17 protein-coding genes and 2 tRNA genes are annotated in these 17333 nt (G+C 62.9%); all 19 read right to left on the reverse strand.

Annotation, left to right across the window (positions count from 1 at the left end; translation table 11 throughout):
• Nucleotides 1-49: 49 nt before the first annotated feature.
• The gene (gene lysS, locus HMPREF0762_RS08160) at nucleotides 50-1558 is read right to left on the reverse strand and encodes a lysine--tRNA ligase (protein WP_040619473.1); all 1509 of its coding nucleotides are present in this window, start codon (nucleotides 1556-1558) and stop codon (nucleotides 50-52) included.
• Nucleotides 1559-1660: 102 nt separating this feature from the next.
• A complete protein-coding gene (gene greA, locus HMPREF0762_RS08165; RefSeq protein WP_174222057.1) occupies nucleotides 1661-2128 on the reverse strand; it encodes a transcription elongation factor GreA in 468 nt (155 codons plus the stop codon).
• Between the two features lie 99 nt (nucleotides 2129-2227).
• The gene (gene tatA / locus HMPREF0762_RS08170; protein WP_006363183.1) at nucleotides 2228-2488 is read right to left on the reverse strand and encodes a twin-arginine translocase TatA/TatE family subunit; all 261 of its coding nucleotides are present in this window, start codon (nucleotides 2486-2488) and stop codon (nucleotides 2228-2230) included.
• A gap of 61 nt (nucleotides 2489-2549) precedes the next feature.
• Nucleotides 2550-2626, reverse strand: a tRNA-Pro gene (locus tag HMPREF0762_RS08175).
• 112 nt (nucleotides 2627-2738) lie between these two features.
• The gene (locus HMPREF0762_RS08180) at nucleotides 2739-4019 is read right to left on the reverse strand and encodes a coiled-coil domain-containing protein (protein ID WP_006363185.1); all 1281 of its coding nucleotides are present in this window, start codon (nucleotides 4017-4019) and stop codon (nucleotides 2739-2741) included.
• Between the two features lie 541 nt (nucleotides 4020-4560).
• Nucleotides 4561-5712, reverse strand: a complete 1152-nt coding sequence (locus tag HMPREF0762_RS08185) for a coiled-coil domain-containing protein (RefSeq protein ID WP_040619474.1) — start codon at nucleotides 5710-5712, stop codon at nucleotides 4561-4563.
• 143 nt (nucleotides 5713-5855) lie between these two features.
• Entirely contained in the window at nucleotides 5856-6599 is a 744-nt protein-coding gene (locus HMPREF0762_RS08190; protein WP_006363189.1) for a peptidoglycan-binding domain-containing protein, read from the reverse strand.
• Between the two features lie 56 nt (nucleotides 6600-6655).
• Nucleotides 6656-7717 (reverse strand): polyprenyl synthetase family protein, encoded by a 1062-nt coding sequence (locus HMPREF0762_RS08195; RefSeq protein WP_006363190.1) that lies wholly within the window; start codon nucleotides 7715-7717, stop codon nucleotides 6656-6658.
• Between the two features lie 79 nt (nucleotides 7718-7796).
• Nucleotides 7797-7881, reverse strand: a tRNA-Leu gene (locus HMPREF0762_RS08200).
• 52 nt (nucleotides 7882-7933) lie between these two features.
• A complete protein-coding gene (locus HMPREF0762_RS08205; protein WP_050759706.1) occupies nucleotides 7934-8923 on the reverse strand; it encodes a Ppx/GppA phosphatase family protein in 990 nt (329 codons plus the stop codon).
• A gap of 44 nt (nucleotides 8924-8967) precedes the next feature.
• Nucleotides 8968-9876, reverse strand: a complete 909-nt coding sequence (locus HMPREF0762_RS08210; RefSeq protein ID WP_006363192.1) for an FtsB family cell division protein — start codon at nucleotides 9874-9876, stop codon at nucleotides 8968-8970.
• 335 nt (nucleotides 9877-10211) lie between these two features.
• On the reverse strand, nucleotides 10212-11681 hold the full coding sequence (locus HMPREF0762_RS08215) for a basic amino acid/polyamine antiporter (protein ID WP_039993392.1): 1470 nt from the start codon (nucleotides 11679-11681) through the stop codon (nucleotides 10212-10214).
• A gap of 401 nt (nucleotides 11682-12082) precedes the next feature.
• Nucleotides 12083-13384 (reverse strand): phosphopyruvate hydratase, encoded by a 1302-nt coding sequence (gene eno / locus HMPREF0762_RS08220; RefSeq protein WP_006363196.1) that lies wholly within the window; start codon nucleotides 13382-13384, stop codon nucleotides 12083-12085.
• A 53-nt stretch (nucleotides 13385-13437) separates the two neighbouring features.
• Nucleotides 13438-14136, reverse strand: a complete 699-nt coding sequence (locus tag HMPREF0762_RS08225; RefSeq protein ID WP_006363197.1) for an energy-coupling factor transporter transmembrane component T family protein — start codon at nucleotides 14134-14136, stop codon at nucleotides 13438-13440.
• A 27-nt stretch (nucleotides 14137-14163) separates the two neighbouring features.
• Nucleotides 14164-14520, reverse strand: a complete 357-nt coding sequence (locus HMPREF0762_RS08230; RefSeq protein ID WP_009078025.1) for a hypothetical protein — start codon at nucleotides 14518-14520, stop codon at nucleotides 14164-14166.
• A gap of 164 nt (nucleotides 14521-14684) precedes the next feature.
• Complete coding sequence (gene rplQ / locus HMPREF0762_RS09515; RefSeq protein WP_006363199.1) at nucleotides 14685-15311, reverse strand: 50S ribosomal protein L17; 627 nt, start codon at nucleotides 15309-15311, stop codon at nucleotides 14685-14687.
• A gap of 15 nt (nucleotides 15312-15326) precedes the next feature.
• Complete coding sequence (locus HMPREF0762_RS08240) at nucleotides 15327-16280, reverse strand: DNA-directed RNA polymerase subunit alpha (protein ID WP_006363200.1); 954 nt, start codon at nucleotides 16278-16280, stop codon at nucleotides 15327-15329.
• Between the two features lie 35 nt (nucleotides 16281-16315).
• The gene (gene rpsD, locus HMPREF0762_RS08245) at nucleotides 16316-16912 is read right to left on the reverse strand and encodes a 30S ribosomal protein S4 (protein WP_006363201.1); all 597 of its coding nucleotides are present in this window, start codon (nucleotides 16910-16912) and stop codon (nucleotides 16316-16318) included.
• Between the two features lie 21 nt (nucleotides 16913-16933).
• Entirely contained in the window at nucleotides 16934-17329 is a 396-nt protein-coding gene (gene rpsK / locus HMPREF0762_RS08250) for a 30S ribosomal protein S11 (RefSeq protein ID WP_006363202.1), read from the reverse strand.
• Between the last annotated feature and the right edge of the window lie 4 nt (nucleotides 17330-17333).

Here is a 17333-nt window from a genome sequence, read left to right on the forward strand (position 1 = left end):
CGAATGCGCCATGGAGAAGCGCCGTTATGGAGAAGAACCGCCCGTGCGCCTACTTGGCTTCGGGCCGCATGTGCGGGAACAGCAGCACATCGCGGATGGTCTCGGAATCGGTCAGGAGCATGACCAGACGATCGATGCCCACGCCCACGCCGCCTGCGGGCGGCATGCCGTATTCGAGCGCGCGGATGTAGTCGCTGTCGTATTCCATGGCCTCGTCGTCGCCGCCGGCTTTCGCCTCCATCTGGGCTGCGAACCGCTCTTCCTGATCGATCGGGTCATTGAGCTCGTTGAACGCGTTCGCGTACTCATGGCCGCAGATGAAGAGTTCGAAGCGATAGGTGAACTCGGGATTGTCGGGAAGCTTCTTCGCAAGGGGCGAGATCTCGAGCGGATGCTCGGTCACGAACGTCGGCTGAACGAGCTTGTCTTCGACGAAGGCCTCGAAGATCTCGGAAATGAGCTTGCCCTTGCCCCACGATGCTTCGATGGAAGCGCCGCCGCGCCGCGCGATGGCCGCGAGGTCTTCCCACGAACGGTCCATGCCGACCTCTTCGCCCGCGTATTCGCTGGCAAGATCGCACATCGTGCGCGTGGTCCAGGTGCCGGACAGATCGATGGCCCGCCCCTGGTATTCGACCTGAAGCGTGCCGCAGGCGGCCTGGGCTGCAGCCTGGATCATGCCGCGCGTCAGGTCCATCATGCCCTCGAGATCGGAAAACGCCTGGTAGGCTTCGATCGTCGTGAACTCAGGATTGTGATAGGGATCCATGCCTTCGTTGCGGAAGATGCGCCCGATCTCGAAAACGCGCTCCAATCCGCCGACGAGCAGGCGTTTCAGGGGAAGCTCGGTGGCGATGCGCAGATAGAAATCCATATCCAGCGCATTGTGATGCGTGACGAAGGGACGGGCGTTCGCGCCGCCCATGATCGGCTGGAGCATCGGCGTCTCGACTTCGAAGAAGCCCTGCGACTCCATATAGCGGCGGATGGCCGAGACGATGGCGAACCGCTTCACGAAGGTATCGCGCACATCCTGATTCATGACCAGGTCGACATAGCGCTGGCGATAGCGGATTTCCTTGTCGGAAAGGCCATGGAACTTCTCGGGAAGCGGACGCAGGCTTTTGGAAAGCAGGCGCACCGACGTGGGCGCGACGGAGAGCTGGCCCCGACGCGTGCGGATGACGGTGCCCTCGGCGCCGACCCAATCGCCGACATCGAGGTCTTTCACATCGTCATATGCTTCTTCGCCCAAGATGTTGACGCGACAGAAGAGTTGGATGTCGCCCGTGAGGTCGCGGATCACGATGAAGGCGATCTTGCCCTGGTTGCGAATCGCCATGATGCGGCCCGAGACCTTCACCACGTCTTCGGTGGACGCTCCGTCCTCCAGATCGGCGTACGCCTCCTCGAGATCGCGCGCATGATGCGAGTATTCGAAGCGGGAACCGTACGGGTTCTTGCCGGCAGCGATGAGGGCGGCTCGTTTATTGCGGCGGACCTCGATGGGATCGTCTTCGATTTCGGCGCGCTCGACGTCGGGATTGACTTCGGTCATCTGGAATTCCTTCGCTCGCATCCAGCACGACGCCGAACGGCATGAGGGGCATGCGGCGTCATGGGAAACCTGCAGGATCGATCGGCGATGCAGCCGACGGGCTTAGTGCTCGATCTTGACGATATCCATTTCGATGACGCGGCCCGTGGGGCCTTCGGCCGTGAAATGGTCGCCCTTCTTGCCGCCCAGGAGAGCCGCGCCGACGGGGCTTTCGTTGGAAATCTTGCCCGAGGAGACATCGGCTTCCGCCGCGCCGACGATGGTGAAGACGCGCTCGCGGCCGCCCATGTCCACGGTGACCGTGCTGCCGATGTTCACGCGGTTGGAGCGCTTGGGGGCTTCGACCAGAACGGCGTTGGAGAGAATGTCGTTGATCTGCGCGATGCGGGCTTCCATCAGGCCCTGCTCGTTCTTGGCGTCGTCGTATTCGGAGTTCTCGGAGATGTCGCCGAACTCGCGGGCGACGCGGATGCGCTCGCCGACCTCCGCGCGCTTCTCGGTTTCGAGGAAATGCAGCTCTTCTTCGAGCTTCTGCTTGCCTTCGGGAGTAAGGACGATTTCGTTAGCCATGTTGATCCGCGCTTCCATTCGTATCCTGCGGGCCGAGGCCCGGTACCAAAAAAGGCATGCCGACGAATCGGCATGCCCACTCGAATTGCATTGCGAGCGTTATTCTTCGCTCGTCGAGTCGCCGTCGGTTTCCGCGGCTTCGGAGCCGGAAGCCTTTTTCTTCTTCTTGCGAACGGGCTTCTCTTCCTCGGCGACCTCTTCCTCGAGTTCCTGCTTGCCGCCGCCCATGCCTTCGCGCAGGTTCTTCACCGTGCGACCGAGGGCGCTGCCGAGCTTCGGAAGGTTCTTGGGGCCGAAGATGAGGAGTGCGACCGCCAGGATGATGAGGAGCTCAGGCATTCCCAGGCCAAAAATTTTCATTCTTCCTCCAAGCGTTTTCGCTCAACCGACAAGGATGAACGCTCGATTGCATGCGAGAGCATGGTCGGGACGACAGGATTTGAACCTGCGGCCTCTGCGTCCCGAACGCAGCGCTCTACCAAGCTGAGCCACGTCCCGACTTCCCGCAAACAGCACGGGGTATGTTACCACAAAGCCCCGAAGGGCGACGTCGCTTTAGAAAACCTCCGCAAACGACGAGGACGCCCCGAAAGGCGCCCTCGAAGGCTTCTTAATTCCAGCGCAGGGCCGCGGTCCAAGGGTTCCACCAGGATGCCGAGCAGTACTGCACCACCTTGCCCGGCAGCGGGGCGTGGATGTAGCTTCCCGCGCCGGCCGACGCGCAGATCGCCACGTGGCCGTCTTTGTACAGAACGTCGCCCACCTGCGCCTGGCTCGGCGAACCGATCCAGTCGGCAGACGCGTACTGGGCATCGGTCGTGCGCCCGATCCACCTGCCCGTCGCCTCTTGCCAGCAGTAGCTCGTCAGGCCGGAGCAGTCGAGGCCCACGCCCGGCTCGGTGCCGCCGTAGACATACGGAACGCCGAGCTGGCTTTCCGCCGCTGCAAGGATCGCGGATCCGTAGGAGTTCGATCCGCCTGAGGAGGAACGGGACGAAGACGAGTCCGACGAATGCGAATGAGACGGGCTCGAAGGCCTCGAAGGAGCCGAGGGGCGCGAGTCCGAATCCGAGCCTGCATCCGGATCGGAATCCGAATCGGAGTGCGAAGGCGCCGCAGGGGCGGAATCCGACGAGCTCGACGATGAGGACGAACTCGAACCGGATGTGGAGCCGGAATCCGAAGAACCGCCGCTCGATGCCGCAGGAGCCGATGCGCCCACGGATGCCGCGGCGCTCGCGGCCTCCGCGGCGGCGGCCTGCTGTTCCTGTTCGAGCAGTTCTGCCACCTGGGAGTCGAGAGAGTCGACCTCGGCCTGGTACTGCTTGATCAGGGCTTCGGCGTTCTGCTTTTCGGCATCGGCCTCCTGAAGCTTCTGATCGGCCGTGGCGGCGGCCTGGGCGTAGGTTTCCTTCTGTATCTCGTTGTCGACGCGCAGGTCCTTCGTCTGCGCGACCATGTCGGCGTCCTGGCTGTTCATATCGGTCAGAGCGTCCCAGTTCCTGACGAAGTCGTCGAACGACGACGATCCCAGGAAGATATCGAGGAAGGTGGTCTGCCCTTCGCGATACATGCTGCGGGCGCGCGTGCCGAGGCGGCTCTGGAGATCCGCGATCCGCGCATCGTTCTCCTCGATGCGCGTCTGAGCGTCGTCCATGCTGGCAACGGCCGCATCGTAGTCTTCGAGCGCCTGGTTGTAGGCATCGGACGACTTGCCCAGCCGGACGGTCATATCGTTCAGCTTGTCACGCGCGGCGCTTGCGCGCGCCTTCACGTCGGACGTTGCAGGATCGTCAGCATATGCGCCCTTCGGCAACGCAAGCGCGACGCCGAACGCCGCCGCTCCGCCGAAGAAGGCCCGCCTCGTCAATGCTGCGTTTGGAGTGTTCATAACGAGTCCCTTCGAATATGTAGGCCCGGCATCGGATACGCGACGCCAAGCCCGTCGAGCATACCAAATCCCGAGACGCCTTTCAAAGATGCAGATGGCACGCCTCTTTTTCTGCATCGCGCATACGCGCGGCGCATGCGTTGGGCCACCCACCATATGCAAGAGACGCCGGCGATGAAGCCACGAGATATTGAGAAAGCGCACGTACCGAACTTGCACGGCACACAAGAGGAATCCTCTGCACGCATCGCGAAAAAATATTTCCGGCACGCCCTTTTACAGAAAAAGGCGACAAATCGCCCGATGCCCGCAGAAAAGACGGACTGCAGCCTCTGAAGCTTCGCAAGAAGCTCAGGGTTCGGAAGATCGGAAATCGCATGCGGCACGAGCATGGATCCTTGGCGAATCGCCTTCACGCAACGCCGCCGTCCGTATCGGCATCCACGCGGAAAAGAGGACGCGGAGCCCTGAGAACGCAGCGGGGTCACGACGCTCGGATGCCGAAGCCGACCCTGCCCTGCAAAAACGAATGCGGAAAGCCTTACCAGCGCAGCGCGCAGTAGAAGAGATTCCAGCTGGCGTAGCAGACGCTTTCGCCAGGACGAGGGGCATGGATGTATTCCCCGCCGCCGGCCGAGGTGCAGATGCCCACATGATTGCCGCTATACAGCACGTCGCCCGGAAGGGCCTGGGAAAGAGGCAGAACCTGATGCGCCGTGCCGTATTGGGCGCCCGTGGTGCGCCCGATGTTGATGCCGATCTGCGCATAGCAGTAGCTCGTCAGGCCGGAGCAGTCGAAACCGGCCGGCGTGGTGCCGCCCCACACGTACGGCACGCCGATGAAGCCCGCCGCGATGTCGATGACTTCGGGGTGGGAAGACCCGCCGCCCGAAGAGTTCGAGTGCGAAGAAGACGGCTTGCTGGACGAAGAGTCGTCGGAGTCGTCGTTCGCGTTGTTGGATGAATGGGAGGATGGCGAAGACGAGGAAGACGACGTCGTCGAGGATGAAGAGCCTTCGTTCGACGAAGGCGTGAACGAAGCGGCGAGCTGGGCGGCCTGGGCCTCGGCGGCAGCCTGGCGCTCCTGCTCCACGAGCGCGGCGACTTCGGCATCGAGGGAGTCGACCTCGGCCTGGTACTGCTCGACGAGCTTCTCGGCTTCGAGACGGATGCTGTCGGCCTCGTCCATCTTCTGCTGAGCGAGGGTCGCCTGGTCGGCGTATTCCTTCTCCTCGGCTTCATTGGCTTTGCGCAGGGCCTTGGTCTCGGCGACCAGATCGGCGTCCTGGGCGTTCATTTCCTTGAGCGCATCCCAGTTCTTGACGAAATCATCGATCGTGGCCGACCCGAGCACCACATCCAGAAACGTGGTCTGACCGTCGCGATACATGTTGCGCGCGCGGCCGCCCAGGCGATCCTGGAGGTCGGCGATGCGGGCGTTGTTATCGTCTATGCGGTCCTGAGCCTCTTCCATCTTGGATTCGGCGGCGTCATGCTGGGAAAGCGCGGTGTAGTAATCATCGGACGCGGCTTCGAGCTTCGACTGCATGTCGTCAAGCTTCACGCGCACGGCGTCGGCTTGAGCTTGAACGTCGCTTGAGGTGGGGTCGGCGAATGCGATGCGAGGTGCGGCGAGTGCGGCGCCGAAAGCGGCGGCACCCCCGAGAAATGCCCGGCGAGAAAATTGCGTCACGTAAGACTCCTTCACGTCAGTACGGGAAGCGCAGGTATCGACTCGTCCAGCCTATCAAAAGCATGCGCGACGGATTCCGCCGCCCGCCATTTATCATCGAGTTTCCTCATAACGATGTACACGCTCGATGAACGGGGCCTTTGCTATGAAAATGCCACGCAGAAGGCATCGAGCAGGGCTATTGCGTGATGATGGGCGGATTTGTCGAACTCGGGCGAGTCTTCGGCGGCATCGGGGACGGAAACCTCGACGGCGATGCGCAGGGGCGCTCCTTCCTCGGCCTTCTTCCGCGCGACGTCGATGGCGCCCGAAACGCGCACGGCGAGCGATTCGGCATCGCCGCAGCTGACGCGAGGAACGCCTTCCTCCATGCCCTCTCCTTCGAGCACGATATGCGTGAGCAGCATGGATGCGTCGGGGACGACGAGCAGCGTCTCCGCGGAAAGCATCTTGGAACGCGGATTGGTGGCAAGCGCCAGGTTCGAAAGGTACGACGCGATCTTACGCGTGAAAGAACCTGTTCCGAACAGGCAGACCGCATGATGCTCGAGAACGTCGGCCGCACGGGCGAATCCCATGTACGAACTGGTTTCGAGCGTCGGTTTGTCGGCCCAGGCGCCATGCAGGTGCTTGAGGGTGTCGTAGGTCTTCACGCCTGCGATGCCGTCGGACACGAGACCCATGTTCACCTGGAACTTGCGCAGCGCTCCTTCCGTATAGGCGCCGAAGGTCCCGTCGACGCCGCCGCACGAGAACCCGAGCGCGCCGAGAGCCGTCTGGAGATCCTCGACGTCTTCGCCCTGGAACTGGGGCGTGCGCAAGTACAGGAGCCTGCCGCCCAAGGCGATGGATTCCTGGTCGTTGTCCTGGCGATGAATGGTCTGCATGGAAGGTTCACTCCCGTTCGCGTGCGGCGGGCAGGACGCCCGCCGACGATCCTCGGTTATTTCAATCGGTTCACGAAGTAGTCGGCCATGGAAATCAGGAGGGAGCGGGCCGGGCTCGGACCGATGAGGCCGACCAGACGATCCTTGGCGATGTTCGTCAGGTCTTCGGCATAGGCGCGCGCGTAGTCGATCGAGCCGCTGGCGCGCATGATGGCGACCGCCTCGCGCAGCGTATCGGCATCGGTCGTCTTCGCCGAGAGGATGTCGACGAGCCGACCGCGATCCGCAGAGTTCTGCAGGGCATGCACGACCATGAGCGTGCGCTTCCCCTCGGTGATGTCGCTGCAGAAGTCCTTGCCGACCACGGCGGGATCGCCCTCGATATTGAGAAGGTCGTCTTGGATCTGGAATGCGAGGCCGGTGTCGAGGCCGTACGCGCGCAAGCCTTCGATCTCGGCTTCCGATCCCCCGCCGACGATGGCGCCGACGGCAAGCGGCACGGCCCCTGAATAGTGGGCGGTCTTGTGCGTCGCCATGACCAGGTAATCCTCGGGCGTGATGTCGTAGCGCTCGTCGCGGGCCCAGCCCAGATCGAGTGCCTGGCCTTCGATCGTGCGACGCGTCATTTCGATAAGCTCGGCGATGACGCGGACCTTGACGCCGTCTTCCAGCAGAGGATCCCGCACCACGGTGCCGTTGACCAGGGAAAGCCCGAGATCGCCCATATTGATGGCAAGACCGAGGCCCTGCGTGAGATGCAGGCAGGGCTCGCCGCGGCGCAGCGTCGCCTCGTCCGCGATGTCGTCGTGGATGAGCGCGGCGGTATGGAAGTGCTCGATGGCGGCCGCGGAAGAGACCGCGCGCCGCACGTCGCCGCCGACCGCCACGCAGGCGGCCAGGCAGATGAGCGGACGATGGCGCTTGCCGCCGTTTCGGCTGTAGCCGAGCAGCGGGGCGTAGAGGTAGTCGTCCATGCCGTCGTGCGAGCCGCTCGGAATGAAGTCGTTCACAAGGTCGCCGACGACCTGCGCATAAGAAGAGAGGTATTCCTCGAACGTCTCGGGAGGATTGACGACCCCGGCAAGCAGATCGTCCACCAGTGCCGCATGTGATTCCATAGAAGGCGTACTCAAAACCAGATCTCCTCAAGACGAAGCGCGAACCGAAGCCGTCGTCCGGATGCGCATGCGCCCTATATGGTAGGAGCGGTGGGACTCGAACCCACAATCCCGAAGGCGAAGGATTTTAAGTCCTCTGCGTATGCCGATTCCGCCACGCTCCCGCATGCATCATGCCAGACAAAAGGCCATGATAGCAAAGGAGGGCCGTGCCTTTCACGCCATGCGGAAGTCTGCACGAATCTCGCCAAGGCCGCGCGCGGCGTCCAAGACGATGCCGAGCAGCAGATCGGCTTCGCTTGCGCGGAACGAGCGCGCACCGAGCATATCCATCACGGCGGAGAGAATCACGAGCCCCGAGGGAAAGACCGAGGCGCGCTGCGGCTGCAGGCCCGGAACGCGCATGCGCGCCTCGAGCGTGAGCGCGCACATATCGCGCGAGACCTTCTCCAATTCGTCCCTGGTCACGACTGCGCCATGCACGCGTTCCCGATCGTAGGGCACCAGACGATCCCGTACCGCGACGACGCTCGTCGGCGTTCCCGCCACGGCCACGAGCTCGTCGATCGGGCAGGCCCGCAGCGATGCGCGCAGGAAATCCGCCATCTCGGATTCCACCCATCCACGCGCGTCCGCGATCTGTCGCGGCGCAGGGGGATCGTCCGCGAGGAAGCGTTCGGCCATGCGGCGGCAGCCTACGTCGAACGAGCGACGCGCGCTGATGTTCACATGTGGAACCATCTGGTCGGGAGCGCCTTCGGCACGCCCGAAGACGACCTCCGTCGATCCGCCGCCGATGTCGACCACGGCGACGTTGCGCCCGCGATACCCGTTCGCGGCGCCGAGGAACGAAAGCTCCGCTTCGCGTTCGCCGGGGATGACGCTCAACGTGATGCCGATGCCTTCGAGGCGCGCCGCGAAATCGGCGGAGTTCTCGGCGTCGCGGCTTGCGCTCGTGGCGACGGCCACCACCCGATCGACCGGAACGCCCTCTTCTCCGCAGGCGTCGATTCTCCGACGGTACTGCGCGATTCGGCCGATCGTGCGATCGATCGCCTCTGAGGACAGACGGCCCGTGGCATCGACGCCCTCGCCGAGGTTGGTGATGACGCTCATGCGTTCGACGGGACGAACGCCGGATGCATCCACATCGGCAATGAAGAGCCGGCTCGTGACCGTCCCGATATCGATGGCTGCGATTCTCATGCGTGCTCCTCGGTCTTGCTGCGCGATGGCGGGCATGCGGCGCCCTACGAACCGGATGACGGGGAGGACGCATCCGTATCGGATGCGCCTTCGTCAGGGCCGTACGGATAGTCGAACATCTTGTCGAGCAACGGCGAATACCATGTTGCCGGCGCCTTCACCTCGGACGAGACGACGGCGGAATGCACGGCGTCGTTCGCGTTGGCGGATTTCTTGTCGTCAAGCCCCTTGACCACGACCGCCTCCTCGCCTTCCGACACCCATCCGAGCTGCGAGCGCGCTTCGTCCTCGATGCCCTCGTCGGTCTTGAGCGCCTCGATATCGTCGGTCATGGCTTCGTTGCGCTCGACGACGGCCTGGTACTCGGCTTCGGCCCGCTGCTCGTCGCGGACCTGCGTATAGAGGCTCTTCGCCGGGGAATACAGGAACAGGCCGGCGAACGCGACGACGCCGACGACGACTGCGACGATGAACAGGGCCGGCGGTCCGTCTCGACGTGCGGTGCGCGAGGCAAGGCGCGACGAGGAGGCCCGCGCGCGCGACGGATCCCCATCGAGCTCGCTTATCGCGCGGCGATGGGAACGCCCGAGCTCGCCGCGATAGAGGGCCGCACGAGACGACGATGCGGGCGCATCGTCCGATCCGAACTGCCTGTCGAACATGCGCGACGCCCGTTCCTTGCTGCGCCGGCGGCGCTTCGTCTCGGTGTCGGAGGAAGCGTTGCCGGAATACAGCGCCGCACGAGGGGTGCCGTCGGCGCCGGCGATGGATGAGCGCGCCGATGAACGCGAAGAACCCGCACCCGCATCCTCGTACGCGGAGGAAAAATCGGCTGGGATCCCGCCATCGTCGAACGCCGGCGTCTCCGGCGCACGGGCGCCCGCGCGCGACGAGCGTCGGCGGCGCGCATGCGCTTCATCGAAGGAAATAACGTTATCCCTGTTCGTTGGCATATAGTAAGAACTCCTGATGGCGTGGTGCGTTAAGATGCCGTGATTGCGCCGCGTAACCCCTTTATGGTATCAGCCCGCACGGTTTCTCGCTGCGCACGCGAGGAATTCCCTAAAACGAGCGGGACGGAGCGACGATCGGGAAGAACCGGTTCCTCGAAGCCGGGGATCCATGAAGCGAACGGATGGACGCCGCACCCCGCCCCTGAACGCGCAGAACAAGCCGAAAACAGGTCGGCGACGAACGTGGCCGTGATAGCATCCACCCTCGAACGCACAGAAAAGCCCGGGCCTCAGAATCGAGGCCCGGGCATGCAATGCTCGTGGAATGCCTGCGCTTAGGGAACGATGATCCCTGTCGCGATGCAATACACGCTGATGAAGAAGAAGATCACGATGACGGCCGCCATGATCTTGTCGCCCACGTTCGGCAGGATAGGCTCGTTGCGCTGCTTCTCGCCCAGGATGTAGAGCGCAAGACCGGGACCGATGAAGATCGTCGTGATCATGAAGTACGCAAGGCCGCCGGAATAGATCAGGAAGATCGAATAGATGGCGCCGATGATCGCGATCACGCGGTAGAAGTTGATACGCCCTGCGCTCAGGCCGTCAATGCCGTCTTTCTTGAACGTCACGAAAACGAAGTAGAACGCGCTGAAGAAGTACGGGATGAGGATCAGCGACAACGAGACGTTGTAGAAGAACTGGTAGGTGGATGCCGAGAAGATCGTCGCGATCAGGAAGAGCTCGACGATGCCGCACGTCAGCGTGACGGTGAAGATCGGCGCACCTTTGTCGTTGTGCTTGGCGAACTGGACCGGCAGGACGCCCTGCTCGGCGGCTTCGAAAGCGCTCTCGGACGAAAGCAGCGTGTAGCCGAGCATGGATCCGAGCAGCGAAAGCGCGACGCCGGCGTTGACGAGCATGGCGCCCCACGGACCCACGACGGCTTCGAGCACGCCCGCGAGCGCCGGGTTCGGGAGCTCGGCGAGCTCTTCCTGCGTCAAAACGCCCATGGACAGGATGGAAATCATCAGGTACAGCGCCAAGATGCACACGAAGGCGACGACGGTCGCGCGGCCGACGTCTTTGGAGTACTTGGCGCGCCCGGAGATGGCCACCGCGCCCTCGACGCCCAGGAAGACCCAGAGCGTGACGCTCATAACGCTTACGATCTGGTTATACACATCCCCGCCGTTGAATGCGCCGTCGGCGGTGCCCCAGAAGTTGCTCATGAAGATCTGCGGGTCGAATTTCATGGCGAAGATGATGGCGAACAGCGCGACGAAGATCGGGACGATCTTGGCGATCGTGGTCACGATATTGACCGAAGCCGCTTCCTTCACGCCGCGCGTGACCAGAAACCAGCAGATCCAGACGATGATGGAAGCGCCGATCATGGACGGAAGGTTGTTTCCCTCTCCGAAGACCGGGAAGAAGTACCCGATCGCCGCGAACAGGAGCACCGTATAGGAGACCGTGGCCATGAAGGCGCTGACCCAGTAGCTGTATGCCGAGACGAAGCCCATGAACTTGCCGAAGCCCGCACGCGCATAGCTGTAGATGCCGCCCGTCAGCTCGGGCTTGAACCTATTGAGCCCGTAGAAGCACATCATGAGCGCAAACACGCCGATGCCGCAGATGAGCCAAGCGATGAGCACCGCGCCCGTATGCGCGCCGGAATGCGCCATGTCGCCGACCATGGTGAACACGCCGCCGCCGACGACCGCCGTGACGATGGCGGCGATGAGATGAGGCATCCCCAGGCCATTAGGGTCGTTGACCCGCAAGCCTTCCCTATCTGCCATGCTGAAAACCCGCTTTCTTCGAATGAGACGAATGGTGCATCCTGCCGCGCCCTCTTCGCACTGCATGCGCGCCCGCGGATCGGCGAATCGGCAGACCCTGCAGACGGCGCACGCGCATCATGCGCTTCGCGGCTTGCTACACAATACTACGGAGACGGTTGCGCGGTATGCATGAAACGCTAGATTTTTCGATATTTTTTGCATCTATATGCATATTTTCTAGATTTATTACAGGTTTACGCATTCGAATACCCTGATGGGAGAAAGGGGCGCCCGCAGCGTCGAGCCAACGGTTTATGCATACCGTGGCGGGCTATACATGCTGTAGCGCAACGAAGCCGACCCTCTTCCCGAAGGCCGGCTTCATCTTCGATCGATAGGCTCGACGGACCCGCCGCGCGTCAGCGCTCGGAGGCGTCGATGTTGTAGAACGCCCCGAGACCGGCGTAACGAGCCGTGGCATGCAGCTCCTCTTCGATGCGAATGAGCTGATTGTACTTCGCGACGCGATCGCTGCGGCACGGCGCGCCGGTCTTGATCTGCCCCGCATTCACGGCAACCGAGAGGTCGGCGATCGTGGTGTCCTCCGTTTCGCCGGAACGATGGCTGATGATGCAGGCATACCCGGCCTGCTTGGCCATCTGGATGGCATCGAGCGCCTCGGTCAGCGTGCCGATCTGGTTCACCTTGATCAGGATGGCGTTCGCGACGCCCGTTTCGATGCCGCGCGCAAGACGGTCGGGATTCGTGACGAACAGATCGTCGCCGACGAGCTGGACGCGATCGCCGATGCGATCGGTCAGCATCTTCCAGCCTTCCCAGTCCTCTTCGGCCATGCCGTCTTCGATGGAGACGATCGGATACTTGTCGACCAACGCCTCCCAGTAATCGACCATCTGCTCGCTCGTGTATTCGACGCCTTCGCCCGCCAGCACGTACCGGCCGCGTTCGGCATCGTAGAACTCGGTGGATGCCGGATCCATCGCGAAGAGGATGTCGACGCCGGGCTTGTAGCCTGCTTCCTCGCACGCCTGGATGATGTAGGCGAAGGGCTCTTCGTTCGTCCTGAGGTTCGGAGCGAAGCCGCCTTCATCCCCAACGCCGCCGCCGAGCCCGGCTTCATGCAGGACGCGCTTGAGCGCGTGATAGATCTCGGAGCACCAGCGCAGGGCCTCCGCGAACGACGAGGCGCCGACCGGCATGATCATGAATTCCTGGAAGTCGACGTTGTTGTCCGCATGCACGCCGCCGTTGAGGATGTTCATCATGGGCGTGGGAAGCAGGTGCGCATTCACGCCGCCCAGATATTTGTACAGCGGCAGATCGGCGGATTCCGCGGCGGCGCGCGCCACGGCGAGCGATGCGCCCAGGATCGCGTTCGCGCCCATGGCGCCCTTGTTGTCCGTGCCGTCGAGCTCGAGCATCTCGGCATCGAGGGCGCGCTGGTCGTCGGCGTCCATGCCGACGATGGCCTCGGCGATTTCATCGTTCACGTGATTGACGGCGGTCTTGACGCCCTTGCCCAGGTAACGGCCTTTGTCGCCATCGCGCAACTCGACGGCCTCGAAAGCCCCGGTCGAAGCGCCGGACGGAACGATCGCGCGGGCGAAGGTGCCATCGTCCAACGTGACCTCAACTTCGACGGTCGGGTTGCCGCGGGAATCAAGAACCTCGCGACCGTAGACATCGAAAACGACGCTCATAGGATGAAGCCTCCTTGCTCGGATTATCACGACAGGAAAATTCTATCAGGTTGCTAGAGGAAGATGCCGCACGCGAGCATCGCGGCGCCACCCGCGACGGCGAGCGCGACGGCGGCCGGATCGCTTCGCGAGAGCCGTATGCTGCTGCGGACGCCGGCACCGAAGCATCGGGCCTCCATGGCGTCCGCCAGCGTCGCGGCTCTTCGGAAGGCGACGACGACCAGCGCGACGAACGCACGCCCCCAGGCGAGCACGCGCGCATGAGGAGGCCCTGCATCGAACGCCGCGCCGCGGGAAGCCTGCGCTGCGACCAGGCGGGCAAGCTGGATATGCAAATCGGGGATAGCCCCGAGCGCGATGGACGTCATCATGCAGAAGTCGTCGACGGGAAGACGGAACCGCCTGAGGGGCGCGGCGAAGCGTTCCATGGCCGCCGCGATGGAATCCGGGGAACAGGCCAGCACGAGCGCAATGGCGCCGAGCGCGAGCAGATACGCCTTCGCAGCGTAACGAGCGCCTTCGAGCGGATCGGTCGAAGCATGCGCCCCGACGACGAAGAGGGCGAGGATGAGCACGGGGACGGAAGACGCGAAGAGTCGGCGCGCCGGCGCGCGCGAAGCGATGCAGGCACCCGCGAGCATGAGGGCGAATGCGCCCAGCCCCCGCCATCCATGCGTCGACAGCACCCCGACCGAGAAGCAGAAGGACCATCCGATCGCGTAGCGAGCGTCGATATGCCGGCGTTCGTTCATGCCGCCCCGCCAAGCATCCGTCGTCCGTTACGCGTCAGCGTCTTCTCCAACCACGGGTTCTGCGGGAACGGGCTTCGTTGCAGGCTTGACCGTGCTCGTGACCTTCTCGGCGACCGCCTTGCCTGCGTCGGCCATATGGTCGCCGATGTTCTTGGCGGCATCGATCGCCTTATCGGTCGCGTCCTTGGCGTCGTCGATCATGCCGGGAGCAGCATCGACCGCGTGATCCACGAGATCGCGCGTCTTATCGATGGCGCTGTCGACCACTTCGGGGGCGCTTTCCTGAATCTGGTCGATGACCTTGTCCGAGGCGACCTTGACGTCTCCCGCGAATTCTTGAGCCTTATCGATCGCTTCGTTGATGAACTTCCCGATCTCGGTCATGGCGAACCTCCTCGTACGCATGCGATTATGCTGCTTCGTCCATCCTACCACTCAGACGAAAAGAGCGTCCCGAAGGACGCCCTGAAGGCGCATGCGGCTCTGAATATGGGAAAGGGGTTGCAGCGGACGCTGCAACCCCTTCGCGCATGCGATTCGCATGAAGGCTATTCGGCCTTCTTCTCCTCGGCGGCAACCTCTTCGGCAGGCGCCTCGGCCGCCTCTTCCGCAGCAGCCTTATCAGCCTTATCGGCCGCCTCTTCGACGGGAGCCTCCTTTGCAGCAGCTTCCTCCGCGGGAGCCTGGACGGCTTCTTCCGCGTCGGAGGCCGGAGCCTCATCCTTGGCATCGACAGGCGCCTTCTCGGCGGCCGGAGCCTCGGCCTTGGCCGGCTTGGCGGCCGCAGGAGCGGTCTTGTCGGCCTTCTTGCGCACCGGTTCGGTGCAGAGTTCCATGATCACCATGGGGGCGTTGTCGCCCTTGCGGGGACCGAGCTTGTAGATGCGGGTGTACCCGCCCTGACGATCCTGGAACATGCCCTGCGCGACCTTCTCGAAGACCTCGCGCACGAGCTCCTTGTTGCCGAGCGCGGCGATGGCGAGGCGGCGGGAATGCAGGTCGCCCCTCTTCGCCCAGGTGATGATCTTGTCGACGTCAGGACGGATCTCCTTGGCGCGCGACTCGATCGTCTTGATGCGATCGTTCGTGAACAGAGCGTCCACCAGGGACTTCTTCATAGCCTTGGTATGGCTGGAATCGGTGCCCAGCTTACGGCCCTTAACGTTATGCCTCATCGTTTATCTCCCCTATTACTGCTTCAAGTTGAGGCCCATCGAGATCAGCTTGTCCTTGACCTCTTCGATGGACTTCGCACCAAAGTTACGGATGTTGAGCAAGTCATTCTCGGAGAACTCGACCAGCTGCCGCACGGAATGGATGCCGGCGCGCTTCAGGCAGTTGTAGGAGCGGACGGAAAGGTCCAGATCCTCGATCTGCTTGTCGAGCTCGGCGTTGGATTCCTGGCCCTCCGGCGCGAAGATGGACGGGATCTCGCCATCCTCGTCTTCGCCGGCGATGTCGGCCAGGGCCATGAACGAGCCCATGTACTGGTTGATGATGTTGGCGGCACGGCACACGGCCTCGTCGGGCGTGATGGAGCCGTCGGTCGCAACCTCCAGCACGAGCTTGTCGAAGTCGGTGCGCTGACCGACGCGCGTGGAGCTCACGTCGGCGGTGCAACGCTGCACGGGCGAGAACAGGCTGTCGACATGGATGATGCCGATCGGGTCTTCGCTGCGCTTATTGCGCTCGGCGGGAACGTACCCGCGGCCGACGCCGATGCGGATCGTCATGTTCAGCGTGCCGCCGTCGGCGACGGTGCAGATGACGTGCTCGGGGTTGACGAGGGTGAATTCGGTCGGAACCTGGATGTCCGCACCGGTGACGGTGCAGGGCCCCTCGACGGAAACGGTAGCCGTAGCTTCGGTGTAATCCTCGGAAAGTGCCTGGAAGACCAGGCCCTTCACGTTGAGCGCGATGTCGGTGACGTCTTCGATGACGCCCTCCGCCGTCGTGAACTCATGCTGCACGCCTTCGATCTGAATGGCGGTCGCGCGGGCGCCGTCCAGGGAGGACAGCAGGACGCGACGCATGCAGTTGCCAAGCGTGTAGCCGAAACCACGCTCGAGCGGCTCAACAATGAAGCGAGCGATGGTGTCGTTCACTTCTTCTGTTGTGACAGTTGGCCTCATGAACTCTGCCATAGTCTATAAGCCTCCTCTAAAGCCGCGAATCATTACTACTTCGAATAGAGCTCGACGATAAGCTGCTCTTTGATATCCAAATCGATCTGATCGCGGTTAGGAAGCGCGAGAACGCTGCCCTGCAGCTTCTCGATGTCGACCTCGAGCCATGCAGGCACCTGGACGCGTTCGTTGGATACGAGCGCGCTCTTGATGACGAGCAGATCCTTGGCCTTGGGGGCCACGGAGACGAGGTCGCCGGGACGGACGCGGAAGGACGGGACGTCGACGCGGCGGCCGTTCACCAGGATATGGCCGTGGGTCACGGTCTGGCGGGCTTCCTTGCGCGTGCGGGCGAACCCGAGGCGGAAGACGACGTTGTCCAGGCGGGACTCGAGGATGCGCATCAGGTTTTCGCCGGTGATGCCGCTCATGCGCTTGGCCTTGCGGAAGTAGCCGCGGAACTGCTTCTCGAGAACGCCGTAGATGAACTTGGCCTTCTGCTTCTCGCGCAGCTGGATGGCGTATTCGCTTTCCTTGCGGCGGCGCTGGGGCTGACGGATGGATTCCTTCTTGCTGCTGTAGCCCAGAACGACGGGATCAATGCCGAGCTGACGGCAGCGCTTGAGAACCGGAGTTCTATCAATTGCCATAATTACATGATCCTTTCTTGACTACACGCGACGACGCTTGCACGGACGGCAACCGTTGTGCGGGATGGGGGTGCAATCCTGGATGCTGGTCACTTCGAGACCGGCGGCCTGGAGCGAACGGATGGCGGTCTCGCGGCCCGAACCGGGGCCCTTGACGAAGACGCTGACCTTCTTGAGGCCGTGCTCCATGGCGTTCTTGGCAGCCTGCTCGGCAGCCATCTGGGCTGCGAACGGGGTGGACTTGCGGGAGCCCTTGAAGCCGACCGTGCCGGCGGAGTTCCAGGAAATCACATTGCCCTGAGGATCGGTGATGGATACGATGGTGTTGTTGAACGTGCTCTTGATATGAGCCTGTCCGACCGCAATGTTCTTGCGCTCGGAACGCTTGACGCGCGTACGAACGTTTTTCTTAGCCATGAGT

It is taken from the genome of Slackia exigua ATCC 700122 (assembly GCF_000162875.1).
In the GTDB taxonomy this organism is placed as follows: domain Bacteria; phylum Actinomycetota; class Coriobacteriia; order Coriobacteriales; family Eggerthellaceae; genus Slackia; species Slackia exigua.

Coding starts and splice junctions, on each gene's coding strand:
- lysS (WP_040619473.1), bottom strand. CDS start 1,558: ATGACCGAAGTCAATCCCGACGTCGAGCGCGCCGAAATCGAAGACGAT.
- greA (WP_174222057.1), bottom strand. CDS start 2,128: ATGGCTAACGAAATCGTCCTTACTCCCGAAGGCAAGCAGAAGCTCGAA.
- tatA (WP_006363183.1), bottom strand. CDS start 2,488: ATGAAAATTTTTGGCCTGGGAATGCCTGAGCTCCTCATCATCCTGGCG.
- HMPREF0762_RS08180 (WP_006363185.1), bottom strand. CDS start 4,019: ATGAACACTCCAAACGCAGCATTGACGAGGCGGGCCTTCTTCGGCGGA.
- HMPREF0762_RS08190 (WP_006363189.1), bottom strand. CDS start 6,599: ATGCAGACCATTCATCGCCAGGACAACGACCAGGAATCCATCGCCTTG.
- HMPREF0762_RS08195 (WP_006363190.1), bottom strand. CDS start 7,717: ATGGAATCACATGCGGCACTGGTGGACGATCTGCTTGCCGGGGTCGTC.
- HMPREF0762_RS08205 (WP_050759706.1), bottom strand. CDS start 8,923: ATGAGAATCGCAGCCATCGATATCGGGACGGTCACGAGCCGGCTCTTC.
- HMPREF0762_RS08210 (WP_006363192.1), bottom strand. CDS start 9,876: ATGCCAACGAACAGGGATAACGTTATTTCCTTCGATGAAGCGCATGCG.
- HMPREF0762_RS08215 (WP_039993392.1), bottom strand. CDS start 11,681: ATGGCAGATAGGGAAGGCTTGCGGGTCAACGACCCTAATGGCCTGGGG.
- eno (WP_006363196.1), bottom strand. CDS start 13,384: ATGAGCGTCGTTTTCGATGTCTACGGTCGCGAGGTTCTTGATTCCCGC.
- HMPREF0762_RS08225 (WP_006363197.1), bottom strand. CDS start 14,136: ATGAACGAACGCCGGCATATCGACGCTCGCTACGCGATCGGATGGTCC.
- HMPREF0762_RS08230 (WP_009078025.1), bottom strand. CDS start 14,520: ATGACCGAGATCGGGAAGTTCATCAACGAAGCGATCGATAAGGCTCAA.
- rplQ (WP_006363199.1), bottom strand. CDS start 15,311: ATGAGGCATAACGTTAAGGGCCGTAAGCTGGGCACCGATTCCAGCCAT.
- HMPREF0762_RS08240 (WP_006363200.1), bottom strand. CDS start 16,280: ATGGCAGAGTTCATGAGGCCAACTGTCACAACAGAAGAAGTGAACGAC.
- rpsD (WP_006363201.1), bottom strand. CDS start 16,912: ATGGCAATTGATAGAACTCCGGTTCTCAAGCGCTGCCGTCAGCTCGGC.
- rpsK (WP_006363202.1), bottom strand. CDS start 17,329: ATGGCTAAGAAAAACGTTCGTACGCGCGTCAAGCGTTCCGAGCGCAAG.